The sequence below is a fragment of the Donghicola eburneus genome (assembly GCF_900115865.1).
GTDB classification, from domain to species: Bacteria; Pseudomonadota; Alphaproteobacteria; order Rhodobacterales; family Rhodobacteraceae; genus Donghicola; species Donghicola eburneus.
This window is the reverse complement of the sequence record NZ_FOXY01000002.1, coordinates 1-18055: the sequence shown is the minus strand read 5'-3', so window position 1 is coordinate 18055 and position 18055 is coordinate 1. Positions and strand designations below refer to the sequence as shown.

General features: G+C 58.5%; 19 protein-coding genes and 2 tRNA genes. 8 read left to right on the top strand and 13 right to left on the bottom strand.

The annotated features are described in order from the left end of the window. The first annotated feature begins 137 nt into the window (after positions 1-137). Entirely contained in the window at positions 138-599 is a 462-nt protein-coding gene (locus tag BM225_RS02735) for a GatB/YqeY domain-containing protein (protein ID WP_072706838.1), read from the top strand. A gap of 71 nt (positions 600-670) precedes the next feature. On the opposite strand, the gene BM225_RS02730 is transcribed toward BM225_RS02735, so the two are convergent. The 5 genes from BM225_RS02730 to lipB form a co-directional block, all read right to left on the bottom strand. After that, positions 671-1585, bottom strand: coding sequence for a hypothetical protein (locus BM225_RS02730; RefSeq protein WP_072706837.1), 915 nt, complete (start codon positions 1583-1585; stop codon positions 671-673). Between the two features lie 11 nt (positions 1586-1596). Further along, positions 1597-2115: a DUF2244 domain-containing protein gene (locus BM225_RS02725; protein ID WP_072706836.1), complete on the bottom strand. Its 519-nt coding sequence runs from the start codon at positions 2113-2115 to the stop codon at positions 1597-1599. An 81-nt stretch (positions 2116-2196) separates the two neighbouring features. Beyond that, on the bottom strand, positions 2197-3867 hold the full coding sequence (gene ctaD, locus BM225_RS02720) for a cytochrome c oxidase subunit I (protein WP_072706835.1): 1671 nt from the start codon (positions 3865-3867) through the stop codon (positions 2197-2199). A 158-nt stretch (positions 3868-4025) separates the two neighbouring features. After that, positions 4026-4421 carry a c-type cytochrome gene (locus BM225_RS02715; RefSeq protein ID WP_072706834.1) on the bottom strand — a complete coding sequence of 132 codons (396 nt, stop codon included), beginning with the start codon at positions 4419-4421 and terminating at the stop codon, positions 4026-4028. A gap of 91 nt (positions 4422-4512) precedes the next feature. Continuing rightward, complete coding sequence (gene lipB / locus BM225_RS02710; protein WP_072706833.1) at positions 4513-5175, bottom strand: lipoyl(octanoyl) transferase LipB; 663 nt, start codon at positions 5173-5175, stop codon at positions 4513-4515. A 214-nt stretch (positions 5176-5389) separates the two neighbouring features. Between lipB and BM225_RS02705 the strand changes: the two genes are divergently transcribed. The 3 genes from BM225_RS02705 (at position 5390) to BM225_RS02695 (ending at position 8058) form a co-directional block, all read left to right on the top strand. Continuing rightward, positions 5390-7030, top strand: a complete 1641-nt coding sequence (locus BM225_RS02705; protein WP_083595694.1) for a peptidoglycan-binding domain-containing protein — start codon at positions 5390-5392, stop codon at positions 7028-7030. Between the two features lie 146 nt (positions 7031-7176). Further along, positions 7177-7263 (top strand) — tRNA-Leu (locus BM225_RS02700). A 141-nt stretch (positions 7264-7404) separates the two neighbouring features. Beyond that, positions 7405-8058, top strand: coding sequence for a GntR family transcriptional regulator (locus BM225_RS02695; RefSeq protein WP_072706832.1), 654 nt, complete (start codon positions 7405-7407; stop codon positions 8056-8058). A gap of 3 nt (positions 8059-8061) precedes the next feature. Here BM225_RS02695 and BM225_RS02690 read toward each other — a convergent pair whose 3' ends face one another. Further along, positions 8062-8889, bottom strand: a complete 828-nt coding sequence (locus BM225_RS02690; protein WP_072706831.1) for a sulfite exporter TauE/SafE family protein — start codon at positions 8887-8889, stop codon at positions 8062-8064. A 147-nt stretch (positions 8890-9036) separates the two neighbouring features. On the opposite strand from BM225_RS02690, the gene BM225_RS02685 reads away from it, so the two are divergent. Next, entirely contained in the window at positions 9037-9420 is a 384-nt protein-coding gene (locus tag BM225_RS02685; protein WP_072706830.1) for a rhodanese-like domain-containing protein, read from the top strand. Here the strand turns inward: BM225_RS02685 and BM225_RS02680 are convergent. The 7 genes from BM225_RS02680 to BM225_RS02650 are packed head-to-tail and all read right to left on the bottom strand — an operon-like array spanning position 9417 to position 15741. After that, positions 9417-10346 (bottom strand): AEC family transporter, encoded by a 930-nt coding sequence (locus BM225_RS02680; RefSeq protein ID WP_072706829.1) that lies wholly within the window; start codon positions 10344-10346, stop codon positions 9417-9419. The genes BM225_RS02685 and BM225_RS02680 overlap by 4 nt on opposite strands. Continuing rightward, positions 10347-11144 carry an MBL fold metallo-hydrolase gene (locus BM225_RS02675; RefSeq protein ID WP_072706828.1) on the bottom strand — a complete coding sequence of 266 codons (798 nt, stop codon included), beginning with the start codon at positions 11142-11144 and terminating at the stop codon, positions 10347-10349. Next, positions 11145-11951, bottom strand: coding sequence for a TatD family hydrolase (locus BM225_RS02670; protein ID WP_072706827.1), 807 nt, complete (start codon positions 11949-11951; stop codon positions 11145-11147). After that, positions 11948-13093 (bottom strand): DNA polymerase III subunit delta', encoded by a 1146-nt coding sequence (locus BM225_RS02665; protein ID WP_072706826.1) that lies wholly within the window; start codon positions 13091-13093, stop codon positions 11948-11950. The genes BM225_RS02670 and BM225_RS02665 overlap by 4 nt, the downstream gene beginning before the upstream one ends. Next, positions 13090-13728, bottom strand: coding sequence for a dTMP kinase (tmk, locus tag BM225_RS02660; protein ID WP_072706825.1), 639 nt, complete (start codon positions 13726-13728; stop codon positions 13090-13092). Before tmk ends, BM225_RS02665 begins: the two co-directional genes overlap by 4 nt. Continuing rightward, positions 13728-14888: a D-alanyl-D-alanine carboxypeptidase family protein gene (locus tag BM225_RS02655; protein WP_092463812.1), complete on the bottom strand. Its 1161-nt coding sequence runs from the start codon at positions 14886-14888 to the stop codon at positions 13728-13730. Before BM225_RS02655 ends, tmk begins: the two co-directional genes overlap by 1 nt. 22 nt (positions 14889-14910) lie before the next feature. Further along, on the bottom strand, positions 14911-15741 hold the full coding sequence (locus tag BM225_RS02650; RefSeq protein ID WP_072706823.1) for an SPOR domain-containing protein: 831 nt from the start codon (positions 15739-15741) through the stop codon (positions 14911-14913). 209 nt (positions 15742-15950) lie between these two features. On the opposite strand from BM225_RS02650, the gene BM225_RS02645 reads away from it, so the two are divergent. The 3 genes from BM225_RS02645 to BM225_RS02635 all read left to right on the top strand — a co-directional run bounded on the left by BM225_RS02645 (position 15951) and on the right by BM225_RS02635 (position 17963). Continuing rightward, positions 15951-16040: transfer RNA gene (locus BM225_RS02645), tRNA-Ser, on the top strand. A 146-nt stretch (positions 16041-16186) separates the two neighbouring features. Continuing rightward, positions 16187-17353 carry a tyrosine-type recombinase/integrase gene (locus BM225_RS02640; protein WP_092463809.1) on the top strand — a complete coding sequence of 389 codons (1167 nt, stop codon included), beginning with the start codon at positions 16187-16189 and terminating at the stop codon, positions 17351-17353. 49 nt (positions 17354-17402) lie between these two features. Then, positions 17403-17963 (top strand): hypothetical protein, encoded by a 561-nt coding sequence (locus BM225_RS02635; RefSeq protein ID WP_092463806.1) that lies wholly within the window; start codon positions 17403-17405, stop codon positions 17961-17963. Positions 17964-18055 lie beyond the last annotated feature (92 nt).

Sequence of the window (18055 nt, the reverse complement as noted above, 5' to 3'; positions counted from 1 at the left end):
GGCCCGCACGCGTCAGCGGTCAAGCAGAATGGGTCAAAATAGCGCCTATGCAGAGCGCTAACAGCGAAGGTAGACATATGTTGGGTGAACTCTTATATGAGCGCACTTGTGCAAGCCCCTGGGATGGGAATGATTTAATGGAACTGCGTAAAAAGATTGGCGCCGCACTCAAGGACGCCATGAAAGCAAAAGACGCCACACGGCTGTCGACGCTGCGCCTGATCAATGCGGCCATTAAGGATCGCGAGATCGCGCTGCGTGTCGACGGCGAAGAAGCCGTGATCTCGGAAAGCGAAATTCAGGCGATTCTGGCCAAGATGGTCAAGCAACGTCAGGAAAGCGCTAAGACCTACGAAGAAGGGGGCCGGCTCGATCTGGCTCAGTCCGAAGAGGCAGAAATCGAGATCATCGAAGAGTTTTTGCCCCGCCAGCTGGATGAAGACGAAACCAAGGCGGCGATCGATGCGGCCATCGCCGAGAGCGACGCGTCCTCGATCCGCGACATGGGCAAGGTTATGGGCCTGCTCAAAGAGAAATACATGGGGCAGATGGACTTTGGTCTGGCTGGTCCTCAGGTGAAGGCCCGTCTGTCGGCCTGATCATTTTGAGGGATTTGCGTGGCAAATCCCTCATCGCCTCCGGCGCGGGGGTATTTTTTCCAAGAAAGAGATCAGTCGAGCGCGAAGTCCTGACGGATTCGTGCCAGCGTTTCAGGGTCGGTGACCTCGAAGCGTTCGGCAAAGCGTTGCTTGAAGCTCACGCGGCCGCGGCGTGCACCGAAGTTTTCGCCGTGGTTGAGCATGTAGAGCGCCTTTGGCCCGCTCAATGGAGACAGGGGGCGGCCTGCGAGTTTTGCCAGATAGGGGAACATGCGGTGTTCGTGCTGCGTCGACTCTCGGATACGCGCTGTTTCGGCGTTCGGGTCTGAGCTGAAGTCAAAGGCAAGCGCTGCGCAGCTGCCGCAGAGTTTCCAGAACGGTTTGCGCAGGGGCTGCGCTGCGCTGGCAGGGGCGGCGAGGGCGATGCGATTGTTGCCCACGTCAAACACGTAGCCTTGGCTCATCAGATAACCGCCTGCTGCGCGTCGGGTGTGCATTTCTTCGACCAATGCGGGATGCGCGAGATCATCTGCATCAAAGGTCATGGCGTAGCCTTGGGCGATCCCAAGTGTCGGAAGGGTTTCGCAGAGCTGCCTCAGCTTGGCCCATTTGTCATTGCCTTCGATTTCTTCGGTGAAGGGGACAAAGGTGATGCGAGCATCATCGGGTAAGTCAGGGCTGGTCTGGCCGCAAATCAAAACACGCCAGTTCGGATCTGTCTGTGCGATGAAGCTGCGCAGGGTGGCGGTCAGGCGCAGGCACACCGCCTGCCAGTCGCCCACGTGGTGCGGGCCAACCAGCGGGATCAGGAAGATCGATGTCGGATTTTCGGGGGCACGTGGAGACTTCAGGCTGCGCAGGGTCAAAGCCGCGCGCTCAGAGGCCTGAAGATCGGAGTTCTTGAGCAATAGGTCAGGCCCAAACAGGCGCGCCGCGGTCAGCAGGCTGAAGCGGCGCATTTTCGGTGTGGCAGGAACCTGGGCCATAGACGGGCTTTCTATTGTTTGCGCGCCGCGCGCGGAAGGGCGAGGAGAAGCTCCGAGTAGAGCTCTTTGCGCTCGTCTTCGCTCAGAAACGCTCCGATCTCAACCTCTCTGCTGTTGCCCTTGAGGGTAACATAGTTCGGTACCGGGCCGCCGCGCGGATGGAGGCTGACTTTGGCCCAGTAGATGTTGCAGGTCCACTGGCTGGTTTTTCCGGTCTTGTCGCGGTGCAACAGGTCGACCCGTTCCGGCCAGAGGGTCATCGTCTCGATCACATCTCCGTCGCGGTAGCTGCGTTGAAGCAGGTACCACATCAGGCCCATGGCGATCACGATAAAAGGCAGCAGCCCCCACATCACCGGCGATCCGATCATTGCGATCAGCGGCAGGGCGATGAACGCAGAAGTAATCGCAAAGAAGGTCACGAACCCTTTGCGGGGCAAAGAGCGGTAGGGCCAGAGATGGAGTTCGGCCAGCGGCCCCTCGGACTCTGTCGGGGTGTCGGGAAGTTCTTTGACCCATTCGTACGGCATCAGGACCTCTGCAGCTTGGAGGAACGAAAAAGGCCCGGACAGTGTCCGGGCCTTTGAAGGTCTATGGGATCAAGCCCGGGATTAGTGGGCGTGGCCCTTGTCCCAGTCTTCCTGCTTCGGCAGCTGCTCGAAGGTGTGCTCGGGCGGCGGCGAGGGCAGGGTCCATTCCAGAGTATCCGCGTACTCGTTCCAGTAGTTCGCGCGGGTCTCTTTCTTGCCGTAGAACAGCGAGTAGAACATCACGCCAAAGAAGAACAGGAACGAAGCAAAGGCGATGAATGCGCCGATCGACGAGATGGTGTTCCAGAAAGCGAACGCTTCGGGGTAGTCGATGTAACGACGGGGCATGCCCTGACGGCCCAGGAAGTGCTGGGGGAAGAAGGTCAGGTTTGCGCCGATGAACATCGCCCAGAAGTGCAGCTTGCCGGCCCACTCGGGGTACTGGCGACCAGTCACTTTGCCGAAGTAGTAGTAGATACCGGCAAAGATACAGAACACCGCACCCAGCGACATCACGTAGTGGAAGTGCGCAACCACGTAGTAGGTGTCATGGTATGCACGGTCCAGACCTGCCTGCGACAGGACAACACCGGTCACGCCACCAACGGTGAACAGGAACAGGAAGCCCAGAGCCCACAGCATGGGGGTTTTGAACTCGATCGAGCCGCCCCACATGGTTGCCAGCCAGCTGAAGACCTTCACGCCGGTGGGAACCGCGATAACCATGGTGGCCATCATGAAGTACGACTGCTGACGCAGGCTCATGCCGACGGTGTACATGTGGTGCGCCCACACGACGAAGCCGAGAACACCAATCGCAACCATCGCGTAGACCATCGGCAGGTAGCCAAAGACGGGCTTGCGCGAGAAGGTCGCAATGATGTGGCTGATCAGGCCAAAGCCGGGCAGAATGATGATGTACACTTCGGGGTGACCGAAGAACCACAGGATGTGCTGGTACAGGATCGGGTCACCGCCGCCAGCAGGCTGGAAGAAGGCAGTGCCGAAGTTACGGTCGGTCAGCAGCATGGTGATCGCGCCAGCCAGAACGGGCAGCGACAGAAGGATCAGCCACGCGGTTACGAATACCGACCATGCGAACAGCGGAACCTTGTGCAAGGTCATGCCAGGTGCGCGCATGTTCAGGAAGGTGGTGATGATGTTGATCGCACCGAGGATCGACGACGCACCCGATACGTGAACCGCAAAGATTGCGAGGTCCATCGAGTATCCGGCTTCGTTGGTCGACAGAGGCGCGTAAAGAACCCAGCCAACACCCGAACCCAGCTGGTCGTTACCGCCAGGAGACAGAAGCGACGCAACACCCAGCGCGGTACCAGCAACATAGAGCCAGTAGCTGAGGTTGTTCAGACGGGGGAACGCCATGTCCGGCGCGCCGATCTGCAGCGGCATGAAGTAGTTGCCAAAGCCGCCGAACAGCGCGGGAATAACGACGAAGAACATCATGAGGATGCCGTGATAGGTGATCATCACGTTCCACAGGTGTCCGTTCGGGGTACACGTTGCATCGCTCGCGAAGAAACGTGCGCCCTCAAGGCACATGTACTGAACGCCAGGATGCATCAGCTCCAGGCGCATATAAACGGTAAAGGCGACCGAGATCAGACCTACAAACGCCGCGGTAATGACGTAGAGGATCCCGATGTCCTTGTGGTTGGTCGACATGAACCACCGGGTAAAGAAACCCCGGTTGTCTTCATGCTCGTGGCCTTGAATGGCTGCGTCCGCCATACTCTTGCCTCCTGCTGGTTAGACTTTGGGCGCGAAGAAAACTCCGCGCCCGGATTCCATTCGGTTTTTAGATTGCGACTTTGACTTCGGCAATGCACGACTTTGACGCAGATCAAAAAAATGTGGCCAAAGGTGTGGTCACATGTCGCAGTCGCGGCTTATTCCACAACCGAAGAGAGATAGGCGGCGATGTCTTCGGCGCTTTTGATACGCTGAGCGGCCATTTTCGACTTGGCGCCATCGTCACCAGTGACCTCTTTGAGGTAGCTGGTGGGGTCGGGCAGATAGGCCGCGAGCGTTTCTGCAGTCCAGACCAGACCCGCTTCGCCTGCTTCTACCATCGAAGAGCTGTATTTGTAGCCGTCCAGCGTGCCTGCGGTGCGGTCCATGACACCATAGAGGTTGGGGCCAACGGTGCTTTTCGCGCCGTCTTCCAGCTTGTGGCAGGCTTTACACTTACGGAATTCTTTTGCGCCCTTGTCAGCGTCGCCTTCTGCCAGTGCAGGTGCGGCCAGAGCCAGAATAGTTGCTGCTGCGGTAAGGATCGTCTTCATTTCTCTTCCCTTTACGTTGCTTAAAGCGAACAAAGCACACTTCCCCCCAGAAGTGCCACTCCAATAATGGAAAGCAAATGCGACCTTTCGCTTAGTTGCTTTCCAGTGGGGGAAATCGGTCTTCGAATGTACGTTGTAGGGCGACGTCCAGATCATCCATTGTGACAGGAAGTCCCAGGTCAACCAGACTGGTCACCCCGTGCTCGCGAATGCCGCAGGGCACGATGCCGCCAAAATGGCTCAGGTCCGGCTCTACGTTAATGGAAATTCCGTGGAAGCTGACCCACTTGCGCAGACGAATGCCAATCGCGGCGATCTTGTCCTCGGGCTTTGCTCCTGTCGCGGTCAAGGGCTTGTCATCCCGTGTCACCCAGACACCGACGCGCCCCTCGCGGATTTCGCCTTTGACATTGAATTGGTCAAGCGTGGTGATCACCCATTCTTCTAGATCTTTGACAAAGGCGCGCACATCGTGGCCACGTTTGCCGACATTCAGCATGACATAGGCGACGCGCTGGCCCGGCCCGTGATAAGTGTACTGGCCGCCGCGCTTGGTGGGATAAACGGGAAAGCGGTCAGGGTCGGTCAGATCCTCGGTTTTGGCCGAGGTGCCCGCGGTGTAAAGGGGCGGGTGCTCGACCAGCCAGATCGCCTCGTCCGCTTCGCCAGCGGCGATTTGGGCTGCGCGCGATTCCATGTAGGCTTCGGCCTCTCGGTAATCTGTCAGCCCTTCTGAGATGATCCACTCGACCATTTTGCGCCCCCGATTTGGTGATCGACCAATTTTTTAAGGGGTGTAAGGCCTTCCTGACTAGGTCACAAGCGCGATTCGAGGCATAGTTTACTGACTATTTTGAAGACCTGACTTGAATACCCGATTGAATTTAACCGCTTGCGCCGCATCGCTGTGATTCCTTTTGGCTCGTTGTTTGTCGTGATTGGGCGCTGGCTCTGACGGAGGGCCAGATATGGCAAAATACTCCCTTCCGACCGGTGTGATCGCCGGTGTCCTTTCCCTATCGCTTGCCACGAATGCGCTCGCTGATAATGATTTGCTCAAAGGGTTGGTGATCGGCGGTGCCTTGGGGGCAATCGCAAATAGCGCAGCGTCAAAGCAGCGCACAACGACCAAGACCTACGTTCAGCCGCGCTCTAGCGGCGTATCCTCGGCCCAGCGGGAATCTAACCGAGAGGTTCAACGCGCTCTGAACCACTTCGGTTTTCCTGCAGGGACCGCCGATGGTGTGCTTGGGTCCAAATCCCGCTCTGCTATCTCACAATATCAGGCGCTTTTGTCCTTCCCCGTCGATGGCACGCTCAATGACATCGAGCGCAACATTCTGGTGACCGCGTACCAGCGGGCCATGATGGGCGGGCAGTATGTCACGCAAACCGTCTCGACCCACCCCATGGGCATGCGCGGGCTTCTGATGAAGCAAAAGGAAGAGGCGCTCGGCGTTGGGGGCACGACGCGGATGTCTGGCAACTACGGAGGTCTGCCGCCCGAGGTCGCGCAAGCCGTGGACGAGATAGCCCGCAATTCTGGGGTCGAGGGCACCGCGTTGATGCAGCGCGCGGGCTTCATCCAGCTGGCAGATATGAACAAAGATGGCAAAACCGATTACCTGATCGACACCTCAAAAAGCGGTTCGCAATTCTGGTGCAGCGCCCAAAGCTGTATCGCGCGGGTGTTTGCATCGACACCGACAGGCTTTCAGCAGAACGACTTTCAGGTGACAAGCCGAGAGCAGATCATCCCTGCGGCCTTCTCTTGTCAGCAGGGGAATTGCACCCTGAATGACTTTGCTCCGCAGCCCATTGGCACCGAGCCGGTGGCCCCTGCGGAACCGGAAGAGGCTCTGCCAGACAAAAAAATGGCCTCAGCCGAAGGGCCGATGGTTCCGAATTTCTTCAAGCCCGCAGAGACTGCTGTCTCGGTCAGCGCCGCGCCGTTCTGTTCCAAAATCGCAGTGAATACGGCAAAAGCGGGCGGCCCCGAAACAGCAGCGTCAATGACGAGCCCCGCCCAAGCCATCGGCGAGCAGTTCTGTATGTTGCGGGATATCACCATCGACCAGAGCGAAACCCTGCTGTCGCAAATCGAAGGCTTCACACCCCAGCAGATTGCAGAACAATGCGCCGGGTTTGCAGAGCACATGACGCCCGCGATCAAGGCCGCTGCCGGAGGCGATCGTGAAGAAACGCTGAACGCGACCACCGCTCTCCTGCAAGATTTGGGTATGTCGGCGGAGCAAATTGCCGGAACAGCACGCATCTGTCTGGGTGTGGGGTACCGGACCGACAACATGCCCACCGCGATCGCATCGGCTCTAGCGCTTTCTGCCGTGAACCTAGGGGCTTACGATGAAATGGTCGGGCATCATCTTGCAACCGGAGTAGGGGGCACCATGCGTCCCGACTTGGCCGTCGCATGGTATGATAATGCGTTCGAGGTAACCCAGAAGGCCAGCGCGGAACCACTTCGCGCCCCCGAAGATGCAGAGGGCCAGACCTTGGTCGTCGCCGCATCGCACGAGTTGACAGGCACGGCGAAGCCGAAACCAACCCTGATGGATTTCAGTAACGCCGCCGCTACGGCAGCGAAATAATCGGCGTGTTCGCCAGAAAATCCCACGACGCGCGGAGGGCAAAGCAGCCTTTGGCGCGTCACTCGAAAAAATATGGAAAAGGGTGAAAAATCCGCTTTTCATCTGCAGCACGACTCGCTAAGAACCGCGCACCAAGTCAAGACAGTGCGGTCGTGGCGGAATTGGTAGACGCGCAGCGTTGAGGTCGCTGTGGGGTAACTCCCGTGGAAGTTCGAGTCTTCTCGACCGCACCATCGACATCACAAGAGTGATGTCAGGCATCCCTACAATAGCATGTTTGCTCCCGTCGCGTCAGCGGAACGGCATTTTGCGTTTCGCCGTCTAGTGAATTGGTCTAAAAGCAATAAATGCCTAGCCGATGCCAAGGTGCTTTTATGCAAGATACCTCCGGACAGCCGCCCCTGCGTGCGGCGTCGATCGCCGCAACGCTCGAAGCGGAAATCATTACGGGCCAGATCACTGGTGGAACCAAGCTCGACGAGCAGGGGCTCGCTGAGCGGTTTGATGTGTCGCGCACCCCTGTGCGAGAGGCGTTGCACCTGTTGGCGGCGCGCTCTTTGGTCGAGCGCGTTCCGTATCGCGGGGTTGTTGTGCTGGACATCACACCCGAGCGGATTGAGCAGATGTTCGAAGCGATGGCCGAAGTCGAGGCGCTCTGCGGTCGGTTCTCGGCGCAGCGGATGACCATCGGCGAACGCGGTGCGCTTCAGGTTTTGCACGATGAGATGCAGGTCATGGCAGAAAAAGAGGCCTACAATGACTATGAGGCTGCCAATACCCGCTTCCATGCCATGATCTATGACGGCGCACACAACGCGGACATTGCGGAATTGGCGGACACTCTGCGACTGAAGTTGGCGCCGTTTCGTCGGACCCAACTTAAATCGGCTGCGCGCATGGAAAAATCTTCGGCCGAGCATCAGGACATTGTTACGTCTATCGTAGACAACGACCCCGCTGGAGCGGAACGGGCCCTGCGCCGTCATTTGATGAGTGCTGCGCAGCAAGTCCTAGGTCAGATGCGCTAGGGCTTATCCAACCACCGACATCAACATGCGCACCGCTGTGATCCCGAGGAACACGGCAAACGCGCGCTTGATCCATTTGGGGTCAACGGTGTGCGCGATTTTGACACCGACAGGCGCGAAACCCACGGTAAAGGGTAGGATGATCGCCGCAGCGGGCAGATTCACATAGCCGAGCGACAGGGGCGGGCGGTCCGGTACGCTCCAGCCTGCCGTGATGAAACCGATGACCGCAGGCACCGCAATCAAGATACCAAAGGATGACGCCGTCCCAACTGCGCGGCGCACTTCGACCGAAAAGGCGACGAGCAGGGGCACCGACAGCGTGCCACCCCCAATTCCCATCAGCGCTGAGAAGAACCCTGTGACATAGGAAAAGGCCCCATTCAGCGCGGCAGAGCCCGGCAATCTGTCTGAGATCACAAGTGTCTTGGGGGTCGCCATGTTGATCGCAACGAGCAGGGCAAGTGCCCCAAAGATGGCGCGCAATCCATCGCCATTGATGTACTTGGCTGCCAATCCGCCGCTGAGCGCACCGAGCACAATGCCGGGCGCCCATGTGCGAAGCAGGTCCTTGTCCACCGCGCCGCGCTTGTGATGGGCTCGCGCCGAAGAGATTGAGGTAAAGATAATGGTCGCAAGAGAAGTCGCGACGGCCATATGCATTGAGAGGTCCGGCGGGAAATCGGTCACGGACAAAATCCAGAACAGCACCGGGACAAGAACGATGCCTCCGCCAACCCCAAGCAGGCCGGCCATAATGCCCGCTATGATCGCTGTAGCGATGACTCCGCCAAGCAGAAAGATCATGTCGAGTGAGGAGAGCGTATCCATAGGGGCCTCTGGCTAAGTTTGGATACGAAGATAGGATTATTTGGATGAATTGTATACAATAAATGGCGCTGACGTAGCGAAGTTTTGTTCGCGCGTCGGGCAGCGCTGCTTTAACCCTATAGGGAAAGAGGAATGGAGGAGCAGAGTATGGCTGTCGGAATCAAGGATCTGATGGAAGAGGCCCGCGCAGATGTGCGGTCAATCACAGTCGAGGAGGCGAATGCACTACGCGATGACCCCGATCATGTGTTTGTCGATATTCGCGACGTCCGAGAGCTAGAGCGCGACGGCTTGGTCGCGGGTGCGCGGCACGCGCCGCGGGGTATGCTCGAATTCTGGATTGATCCCGACAGCCCCTATCACAAGCCGTATCTTGCAGAGGATAAGACGTTTGTTTTCTACTGCGCCTCTGGATGGCGGTCGCTTTTGGCTGCGCAGGTCGCACAGCGCATGGGGCTGCGCTGCGCGTCGATGGAAGGGGGCTTTGGCGCGTGGCGCAAAGCCGAATTTCCAACGGAAACTCGCGATTAGGGCAGGATCGAGAGCCATCCCCAAACGGTGATGATAGAGCCTGCGGTCGCCAGCAGTACAGCCGAGGCTGCCACACGCCGCGCCCGTCCGTACATATTGGCAAACAGGTAGGCATTCACGCCCGGCGCCATAGACGCGGTCAGGATCAGCGACCGCGTCTGATCGACGTTCAGGTTCTGCATGTGACCAAGGGTCCACGAGATTGATGGGTGCACCACCAGCGAGACAAAGCAGACAAAAGCAATCGTCTTGAGGTCACCTTCAGGGCGGTAGCGGTAGAGCACACCACCAAGGCCAAAGAGCGCGACGGGAATGGCCGAGCGGATCATCATGTCGATCGCGTCATTCAGCGGTGTCGGCAGGGTCAATCCGGTCAGATTCACCACCAGACCCGTGCTGATGCCTAGGATGAGCGGATTGCGGAACATCGCCTTAAGGACTTTGGGGGCGATGACGGCGGGGCCAGCCCCTTGGGCGCGGGCGATCTCCATCGCGGTGATCCCAAGCCCGTAGCAAAAGGGCGAGTGCATCGCGATGATCGCGTAGTTGTTCGTCAGAGCCGCCTCGCCATAGGCGCGTTCAGTGATCGGAATTCCCAGCAGCAGCGAGTTCGAAAACAGACAGCAGAACCCGATTGCGACCGAATCCTCCCAGTCCCGCTTGAACACATAGCGCGCGACAAGCAGGCCAAGGATAAAGCCGCCGACAGCGCCACCGTAAAAACTGCTCAGCAGGCTAAAATCGAAGTTCGCCTTGAGGTCCAGTTGCGAGATGCCGCGGAACAGCAAGCAGGGCACTGCAAAGTTCTGGGCAAAGCGCATAACCCCATCGACAGCACTGTCCGAGAACAGCTTGCGCCAAGTGACCAGATACCCGAAGCCAATGACGATAAAAACGGGGACAATGACTTCGAGCAGAATTTGCATTTAATCTGGATACCTTAGGACCATACCATCGTAAGCAGGGGATACATGGTCCGGTGTCTCCGCTTCAACGTCTGCGTAATCAAGATCGATATGCATATTCGTCAATACGGCTGTGCGCGGTTTCGCTTTGTCGATCCACTCCAGCGCTTTGTCGAGGTGCGCGTGGGTTGGGTGGGGCTTGCGGCGTAGGGCATCTACGATCCAGCATTCAAGGCCCTCTAGTGCGGGCCATGCATCGGCGTAAATCTCTGAAACATCAGGGAGGTACGCAATGTCCTTAATGCGGAACCCGAGGGAGTCGATGCTGCCATGGGCGACTTTGAAGGGGGTCAGCGTCACGTCACCGCCCGCGCCAGAGATCGTCACCGGTCCTTTGATCGTGTGCATGTTCAGGATCGACGGATAAGGCGAGCCCTCTGGCTGCACGAACGCATAGCTGAACCGCGTGAGCAGGCTGTCTTGGGTGTCGCCATCTGCCCAAACGTCCAGCTGATGCCCCAGGTTAAAGACCACTTGGCGCAGGTCGTCGAGCCCGTGGACGTGGTCCGCATGGGCATGTGTGTAGACAACGCCATCCAAGGTCCCAGCACCAGCTCCGATCAGCTGCGCCCGCATGTCGGGCGTTGTGTCGATCAGAACACGGGTGATGCCGTCTTCGGTTTCCCGCTCGACCAAGAGCGAGCAGCGACGGCGGATGTTCTTTGGGTTATCGGGGTCGCATTCGCCCCAGTGCCCGCCAATGCGGGGCACCCCGCCGGACGATCCACAGCCCAGAATGGTAAAGCGCAGCTCGGCCATTTACGCCGCCTCTTGATAGGCCACGACCTTGGAAAACAGCCGCTCGAAGTTGGCCTGGGTGGCAGCCGCGAATTCTTCGTAGCTGATGCCGAAAGCCTCGGCACCCTTTTGCGCGGTGTGCACGGTATAGGACGGCTCATTGCGTTTGCCGCGATAGGGCGGCGGGGCCAGATAGGGGCTGTCGGTTTCGACCAGAATGCGGTCCAAGGGCGCGGCGGCAAAGATATCGCGCAGGTCTTGGCTTTTGGGGAAGGCAGCGATGCCGGACATGGACAGGTAGAACCCCAAATCCAGCGCTGCACGTCCCAGTTCTGCGGAACTGGAGAAGCAGTGCATCACGCAGTCATAGGCGCCGTTCTTGTATTCCTCGGTCAGGATGCGCGCCATATCCTCGTCTGCGGAGCGCGCGTGGATGATCAGGGGCAGGCCGCTCTGACGGGCCGCAGCGATGTGGATGCGCAGGCTCTCTTGCTGCACCTGCGCGCTTTCGGCGGTGTAGAAATAATCCAGACCCGTTTCGCCAATGCCCACCATTTTCGGGTGCTTTGTCAGCTCCAGAATTTGGTCCACTGTCATGGGGGGATGTTCTGCCGCACTCATGGGATGGACGCCAAAGGTATAGAATACCTGCGCATAGGTCTCAGCGATTTGGCGAACGCGGGGCTCGTTCTCGAGTTTCGTGCAAATCGACACCATCCGAGTGACCCCAGCGCCGAGGGCGCGTTCGACGATCTGATCCAATTCGCCGTCGAAATCGGGGAAATCCAGATGGCAGTGACTGTCGGTGATTTCTGCTGTCGCGCTCATGCTCCACCCGCTGCCGTTCTGTTCATATGAAACAGCGTATCTAGGATGAGCGCGGAAGGGTCAAGGTTCACCGCCCGTCCGTGACGGAAACGTGCCAGGATGTCTTGCGCCTGATCGGCCCATTTGCGTGCTGCCCACGCATCGGGCGCAAGCTTTGCGAAGACCTGCGTTTCATGGCCGGTAGCGGGCATAGGGGCAGGGACGCCAAGGCTGCCTTGGCGCGCCATCCGCGCGATCGCCAGATCCAGCAGGGTTTCGAACAGCTCTAATTTGGCGTCATTGCCGCGTGCGGCCAGATGGTCAGCGAGCTTGATCGCTTGGGGCTGATCAAGGCGCGGCATCGTGTCCATCAGGCTGATCAGTTGTTCGTAGAGTTTCAGCCCGTCCAGCCGGATCAAGCGCATTGCTCCGCCGACTGACCCTCCGGATAAGGTTGCGAGCGCGGCGGCATCGTCTTCGGGTTCTGCGCCTGCTTGGGACAGGGCCGCGGTCATGTTCCCCGCATCCAGCGGACGCAGGCGCAACTCGCGGCAGCGCGATCGGATGGTCGGCAACAAGCGCGAGGGCTGGTGCGAGACCAAGAGGATCGTGGTACGGGCAGGGGGCTCCTCTAGCATTTTGAGGATCGCGTTGGCGGCCTGAACGTTCATGTCGTCGGCGGCGTCCACGATGACCACACGGCGGCGGCCATCCACTGCGGACATTCCAAAGAACCCGTGCAGTTTGCGAACCTCGTCCACGGTGATCATGGACTTGAGCTTCTTGGTTTTGTCATTCCAGCCACGGCGCAACAGGAACAGGCCGGGTTCAGACAGGGCAACGACTTGCTGAGCGACCGGATATTCGGGAGAGACGCGCATCGTCGTGGGCGGGGGCGGCGCACCGAAAAGCCCGCCGTCATCCTCAAGCGGTTGAGACAGGAGGAACTTGGCGATCTGCCACGCAAAGGTCGCTTTACCAACCCCTTGGGGGCCGCTGATCAGCCAACCATGGTGTAGGCGTCCGCTGTTGAAGGCATCCAGAAAGGCTTGCTCTGCCTCGGAATGCCCGATCAGGGTTTCGGTTTCGCGCGGGTGCGGGGCGCCTTCGACGCGGTCTGCCTCTGGGATCAGGTCGTTTTCGGGGACTTCGACCGCTCTCATGAACGGGCCTCGTCGTAATGGGCGCGGATGTCTGCGCGGACGGCTTCGATCGGCTGATCGCCATTCACCACGCGGAAGCGGTCGGGAAACTCGGCAGCGAGCGCCAGAAAGCCGTCACGCATTTTCTGCTGGAGCTCAACGCCCATGCTCTCAAACCGCTCTTCGGCCCCTTGCCGACCAAGCGCGCGGCTCAGGCCCACTTCGGGCGGCATGTCTACTAGGATCGTCAAGTCGGGCTCACGCCCGATCATCAGGTCGTGCAGGGTGTCGACCTTGGTACGCAGATCGCCACGGCTCAGGCCCTGATACATGCGCGTGCTGTCGGCAAAACGGTCGCAGATCACGGTCGCGCCTCGTTCCGTCGCGGGATTGATGACTCGTTCCAGATGGTCGCGGCGCGCGGCGGTAAAGAGCAGCAGCTCTGTCTCGGCGCTCCAGCGATCCTTGTCGCCTTGCAGGACAAGTGCGCGGATTTCCTCGGCCCCCGCGCTGCCACCGGGTTCACGTGTCAGGATGACTTCCTGACCTTCGGCCTGCAGAGCTTCGGCCAAGAGACGGGCCTGAGTGGATTTCCCCGACCCGTCAATGCCTTCGAAGGTGACGAAAAGCCCCTTCGGGGCAGCGGTCTGTGCCATCAGTTTGCGGCAGCCTCGGCTTGTTCATTTAACTTGCGCAGCAGAACCTGCGCGGCGGTGCGAACGCGGCCGGCAAAGCCAGCGCGGGCCACACTGCGATCCGCAACCAAGGGCAGGCGGCGTTCGGGCAGACCTTCGGGGTGCAGGACCAGTTCGGCCAGTTGCTGGCCTTTGGTGATCGGTGCCTCGACAGGGCTGTCGTAGATGACTTCTGCAGGGATTTCATTGCCCGCGAGGACAGGCAGCAGCAATAGCACGTCCTCACGCGGTACGAGGTTTACGCTGGTTTCGTTGCCCATCCATACCTTGGCTGTGGCCAAAGGGGCCGCAGGCTCCGTGATGTGGCGTTCGGCAAACTGGCGGAAGGCCCATGTAGCAATCCGCTCTGCCTCTTCGGCGCGCTGCGCCTGCGAGGCCAGACCGCTCATGGCAAAGATCACGCGGCGTTCGCCCTGTTTGGCCGACCCGACCAGACCATAGCCCGCCTCTTCTGTGTGGCCGGTTTTCAGGCCATCAGCCCCGATGTTGAGACGCAGCAAGGGGTTGCGGTTTCGTGTGTTTTGCGGCGCGCGGCCATCGAACGCGAACTCTTTTTGCGCGAACAGAGGGTAATACTGCGGGAAGTCCTGCATCAGGCGATCGGACAACACCACCAGATCCTTCATGCTCATGCGGTGACCGGGTGCGGGCCAACCGTTCGAGTTCGCAAAGGTAGAGTTGGTTAGGCCAATCTGCTTGCCCCGCTCGGTCATCATGCGGGCAAAACCAGCCTCCGTTCCGTCAGGGGACAGGGCCTCTGCCAGAACAGCGCAGGCGTCATTGCCGGACAACACGATCACGCCGCGGATCAGATCCTCGACTGCGACACGGTCTGTGGTGTCCAGAAACATGGTCGAGCCGCCATAGCTCATGGCGTGTTGCGACACAGGCAGACGCTCGGTCAGAGTGAGGCGCCCATCACCAAGCGCCTCGAAGGTCATATAAAGCGTCATCAGCTTGGACATCGACGCCGGAGGCAAAGGCAGGTCGGCGTTTTTGGCCAGCAGCACTGTCCCCGTCGTCTGATCAAAGACGTAGGCCGCCCGCGCTTGCGTATCAAACGCATACGCAGGAAGGGCCGTCGAAGCCACGAGGGCTGCTATCATCAGCAGATTACGCATTACAATTTCCTCTGGTCGGAGGTCAGTCTGTTACAGAATAGGCGTCCGTAAATCCGGCCGCTTTTACTTTGGTCAATGTTTCGGCGCGTTCCGTGGCCGACATGGCCGGACCGACGATCACGCGCCAGTAAGGCTTGTCTTTAATGGTGGCGGTTAGCACCTCGGTCTTCAGACCCAGTTTGCGCATCTGTTCGGCGGTGCGGTTCGCATTCGCCTGAATGCTAAAGATGCCGATCTGGACATAGGGCTTGGACAGATTGCTGGTCTGCGGGGCAGGGGCTGGAACGGCGTCCGGTGCGGGCGCGTCAATCGCGGCTTCGGCTGCGGCAATTGGGTCCAGCGACTGCGTTTCGACTTCTGCGGGCGCGGCGAGTTCTTCAGCGGGGGTGATCACTGCGTCAGCTTCGGGAGCGCCAGCCTCTTCGCGGCGCAGGGCGGTCACAGTGATGTCCACGGGCGCACCAGCCAGCATTCCGAGCGCTTCAGCCGCATCCGAAGACACTTCAATGCGCGGTCCGGGGTTTGTGCGTTCGCGGCGGAACAGCGCACCGATCACGAATGAACCATTGCTTTCGTTGCGAATGATAACGCGCTCGGGCTCTTTGACATCGGGGTGGGCAACCCACACGCCGCCAAGCGACGGGCGACCGTCCCAAAGGCCCTTTTCACTGGCCTGAAACACATCCGGCGCTTCGATGTCACGCTCGACACTGCGAGTCGCTGTTTGGCCCGGGGACGCTGCGATGGCGCTGTCCTCTTTCTTGGCCAGAGGGTTCATGCCCTCCATGCAACCTGCCACGAGCGAAAGCGCCGCGATCCCAACCAAGGTGCGTGTCACCAAAATCCCAGCCATTCAGAACTGCCCTCTGCCTGCGGCGTCTTGTTGCGCCGCCCCCATTTGTTACCAGCTTGCCGTTTTTCCAAGGCAATGCAGGCGTAACTGTAATGAAACCTGCCCCCCTTGGGAAGTGTCGCGCTGATATTGGGCAGAATTTCACCAACACGTTGCGGTGTAACAGGTCTTTTCGAATCGAATGCTTCATTGTAACCCGTCCAAACCACGGAGGTTTGGCAGAGTGGTCGATTGCGGCGGTCTTGAAAACCGTTGGGCGTGAGAGCGTCCCCAGGGTTCGAATCCCTGAGCCTCCGCCAGTGACCCGTTTTCGCAGCTTTCTTTAGATTGCATTCGGTTCCAGAAAGCCCTGCTTTTGCGGGGCTTTTTCTATTTTTGGGGTTCTTCTGGATTTCATTCGGTTTTGTCTGCACGCTTTCATTGTGTGGTATGAAAGGTGGTATGGATGGCTGCGCTATCCGGAAAGCTGACTAAGAAACTCGTAGAGAATTTGGGGCCGGGGCGTTATGGCGACGGCGCGGGCTTATATCTCGTGGTGGACCCTTCCGGTGCGCGTCGCTGGGTCGTGCGAGTCACCGTTAAAGGACAGAAAAATCAGAAGGGCGCACCGCTGCGCACTGATTTCGGGCTGGGCGGCGCTGACGTGGTGACACTCAATGCGGCGCGAGAACGTGCGCTAGAATATCGACGGATGGCAAAAGCTGGGTTGAACCCACGATTCAATGCCAAGCGGGAAATTCCGACCTTCGAAGAGCTGGCGCAACAGGTCCATATTGACCGGATGCCGACTCGGAAGAACGCCAAGCACGGCGCGCAGTGGATTAACACTTTGCGCGACTATGCGTTTCCAAAGATTGGCCGAATGCCAGTTGATGCGATTGGTCAGCCTGAAGTGTTGATGTGTCTTTCGCCCATTTGGACGGAAAAGCACGAAACAGCGCGGCGTCTCGCCCAGCGCATTAAGACAGTTTTGGATGTGGGGCGGTCGCGCGGATTCCGCGAAGGGGAGAACCCCGTCACAGCGGTGAAAGAGGCGGGCGTTCTGCCCAAGGTGAAAGCCAAGGTCGAGCATCACGACGCAATGCCATGGCGTGACGTTCCTGCTTTCTACGCCCAGCTAGAAGCACGTACCGCGACGGCGGCGAAGGCTCTCCAGTTTGCGATACTGACCGCATGTCGAACCTCTGAGGTGCTGGGCGCGACTTGGGTTGAAGTGGATCTTGTCGAGCGTATTTGGACCATCCCAGCGGCGCGCATGAAGGGCGGTGTAACGCATCGTGTTCCACTCACTGACGAAATGCTCCGCATTCTGGAACCCATGCGCGCTATGGCTTCCGAGTATGTCTTTGAAGGACAGAAGCGGCACAGGCCTTTATCTAATATGTCGATGCTTATGCTCATGCGGCGGATGGAAAGCGGGCAGTATACGGTGCACGGCTTCCGTAGCAGCTTTCGCGATTGGGCGGGGGAGTCCGCTGGTGTGGCGCGTGAGGTCGCGGAAGCGTCTTTGGCCCATCAAGTCGGTTCGGATGTGGAGCGGGCTTATGCTCGGTCAGACTTGCTGGAGCGGCGTCGTGAACTGATGTTGGATTGGTCTAGGTATCTATTTTGATGAGCATTTTTCTAATGCGTGGTTCAGCTGTCATTACGAGGTAATTCGCATGCAAAGCGATAACGACCCAAATGTTGAAAAAATCGACTGGCTGTCGATCAAAGAATGGAACGCGCGTGAGCGAGAGCTTGTCAGTGATTTGTACTCGAACTTCGACGCCCTAAAGTCCGGAATTGACGAACGGGGACCTCTCGAAATTACTACAGATAGGGCGAATGTTATTTTAACGCGCACATTTGGGCGTTTTGAGGATGGAATAGTGGCGATTAGGCAGTCGGGGTTGAGTGTTCGACGAGTTTACCTCGATCCCACGACTTTCAACGCAATGTATGGGGGCGTGGCATCATGCATCGACCATTTGTTGAGTAACAACGCAATAGGACCTGAGGTTGAAATTGCCCACTTGAGGGATTTCGCGTCTGAATCCAACTTGCATTCAGACAGTGTTGATCAAAGTCGGCATTATAATAGAGCTGAAATTGATGCAGTGGCCTGTCTGCAAATGTTGTCGGTATTCGAAAATTGTATTGAAGGCCGCTCCGAATCAGAAGATTTGATGAAGTTTATTTTTGATGTCGGTTTCACCGCTGGGCGCACTTTTTCTAGCTGACCTGCCACGGGATTTTTCCTCCATCATCGATTAGAGTCTGACCCAATTTGAGGACAGACAATGAAGCGTACACGATTTACGGACGAACAGAT

What these genes read in the sequence shown, in the direction of transcription:
- BM225_RS02655 (WP_092463812.1), bottom strand. Translation starts at nt 14,888, where the DNA reads ATGCGTAATCTGCTGATGATAGCAGCCCTCGTGGCTTCGACGGCCCTT.
- tmk (WP_072706825.1), bottom strand. Translation starts at nt 13,728, where the DNA reads ATGGCACAGACCGCTGCCCCGAAGGGGCTTTTCGTCACCTTCGAAGGC.
- BM225_RS02670 (WP_072706827.1), bottom strand. Translation starts at nt 11,951, where the DNA reads ATGAGCGCGACAGCAGAAATCACCGACAGTCACTGCCATCTGGATTTC.
- BM225_RS02690 (WP_072706831.1), bottom strand. Translation starts at nt 8,889, where the DNA reads ATGGATACGCTCTCCTCACTCGACATGATCTTTCTGCTTGGCGGAGTC.
- lipB (WP_072706833.1), bottom strand. Translation starts at nt 5,175, where the DNA reads ATGGTCGAGTGGATCATCTCAGAAGGGCTGACAGATTACCGAGAGGCC.
- BM225_RS02665 (WP_072706826.1), bottom strand. Translation starts at nt 13,093, where the DNA reads ATGAGAGCGGTCGAAGTCCCCGAAAACGACCTGATCCCAGAGGCAGAC.
- BM225_RS02735 (WP_072706838.1), top strand. Translation starts at nt 138, where the DNA reads ATGGAACTGCGTAAAAAGATTGGCGCCGCACTCAAGGACGCCATGAAA.
- BM225_RS02685 (WP_072706830.1), top strand. Translation starts at nt 9,037, where the DNA reads ATGGCTGTCGGAATCAAGGATCTGATGGAAGAGGCCCGCGCAGATGTG.
- BM225_RS02725 (WP_072706836.1), bottom strand. Translation starts at nt 2,115, where the DNA reads ATGCCGTACGAATGGGTCAAAGAACTTCCCGACACCCCGACAGAGTCC.
- BM225_RS02650 (WP_072706823.1), bottom strand. Translation starts at nt 15,741, where the DNA reads ATGGCTGGGATTTTGGTGACACGCACCTTGGTTGGGATCGCGGCGCTT.
- BM225_RS02730 (WP_072706837.1), bottom strand. Translation starts at nt 1,585, where the DNA reads ATGGCCCAGGTTCCTGCCACACCGAAAATGCGCCGCTTCAGCCTGCTG.
- BM225_RS02680 (WP_072706829.1), bottom strand. Translation starts at nt 10,346, where the DNA reads ATGCAAATTCTGCTCGAAGTCATTGTCCCCGTTTTTATCGTCATTGGC.
- BM225_RS02635 (WP_092463806.1), top strand. Translation starts at nt 17,403, where the DNA reads ATGCAAAGCGATAACGACCCAAATGTTGAAAAAATCGACTGGCTGTCG.
- ctaD (WP_072706835.1), bottom strand. Translation starts at nt 3,867, where the DNA reads ATGGCGGACGCAGCCATTCAAGGCCACGAGCATGAAGACAACCGGGGT.
- BM225_RS02695 (WP_072706832.1), top strand. Translation starts at nt 7,405, where the DNA reads ATGCAAGATACCTCCGGACAGCCGCCCCTGCGTGCGGCGTCGATCGCC.
- BM225_RS02640 (WP_092463809.1), top strand. Translation starts at nt 16,187, where the DNA reads ATGGCTGCGCTATCCGGAAAGCTGACTAAGAAACTCGTAGAGAATTTG.
- BM225_RS02715 (WP_072706834.1), bottom strand. Translation starts at nt 4,421, where the DNA reads ATGAAGACGATCCTTACCGCAGCAGCAACTATTCTGGCTCTGGCCGCA.
- BM225_RS02675 (WP_072706828.1), bottom strand. Translation starts at nt 11,144, where the DNA reads ATGGCCGAGCTGCGCTTTACCATTCTGGGCTGTGGATCGTCCGGCGGG.
- BM225_RS02705 (WP_083595694.1), top strand. Translation starts at nt 5,390, where the DNA reads ATGGCAAAATACTCCCTTCCGACCGGTGTGATCGCCGGTGTCCTTTCC.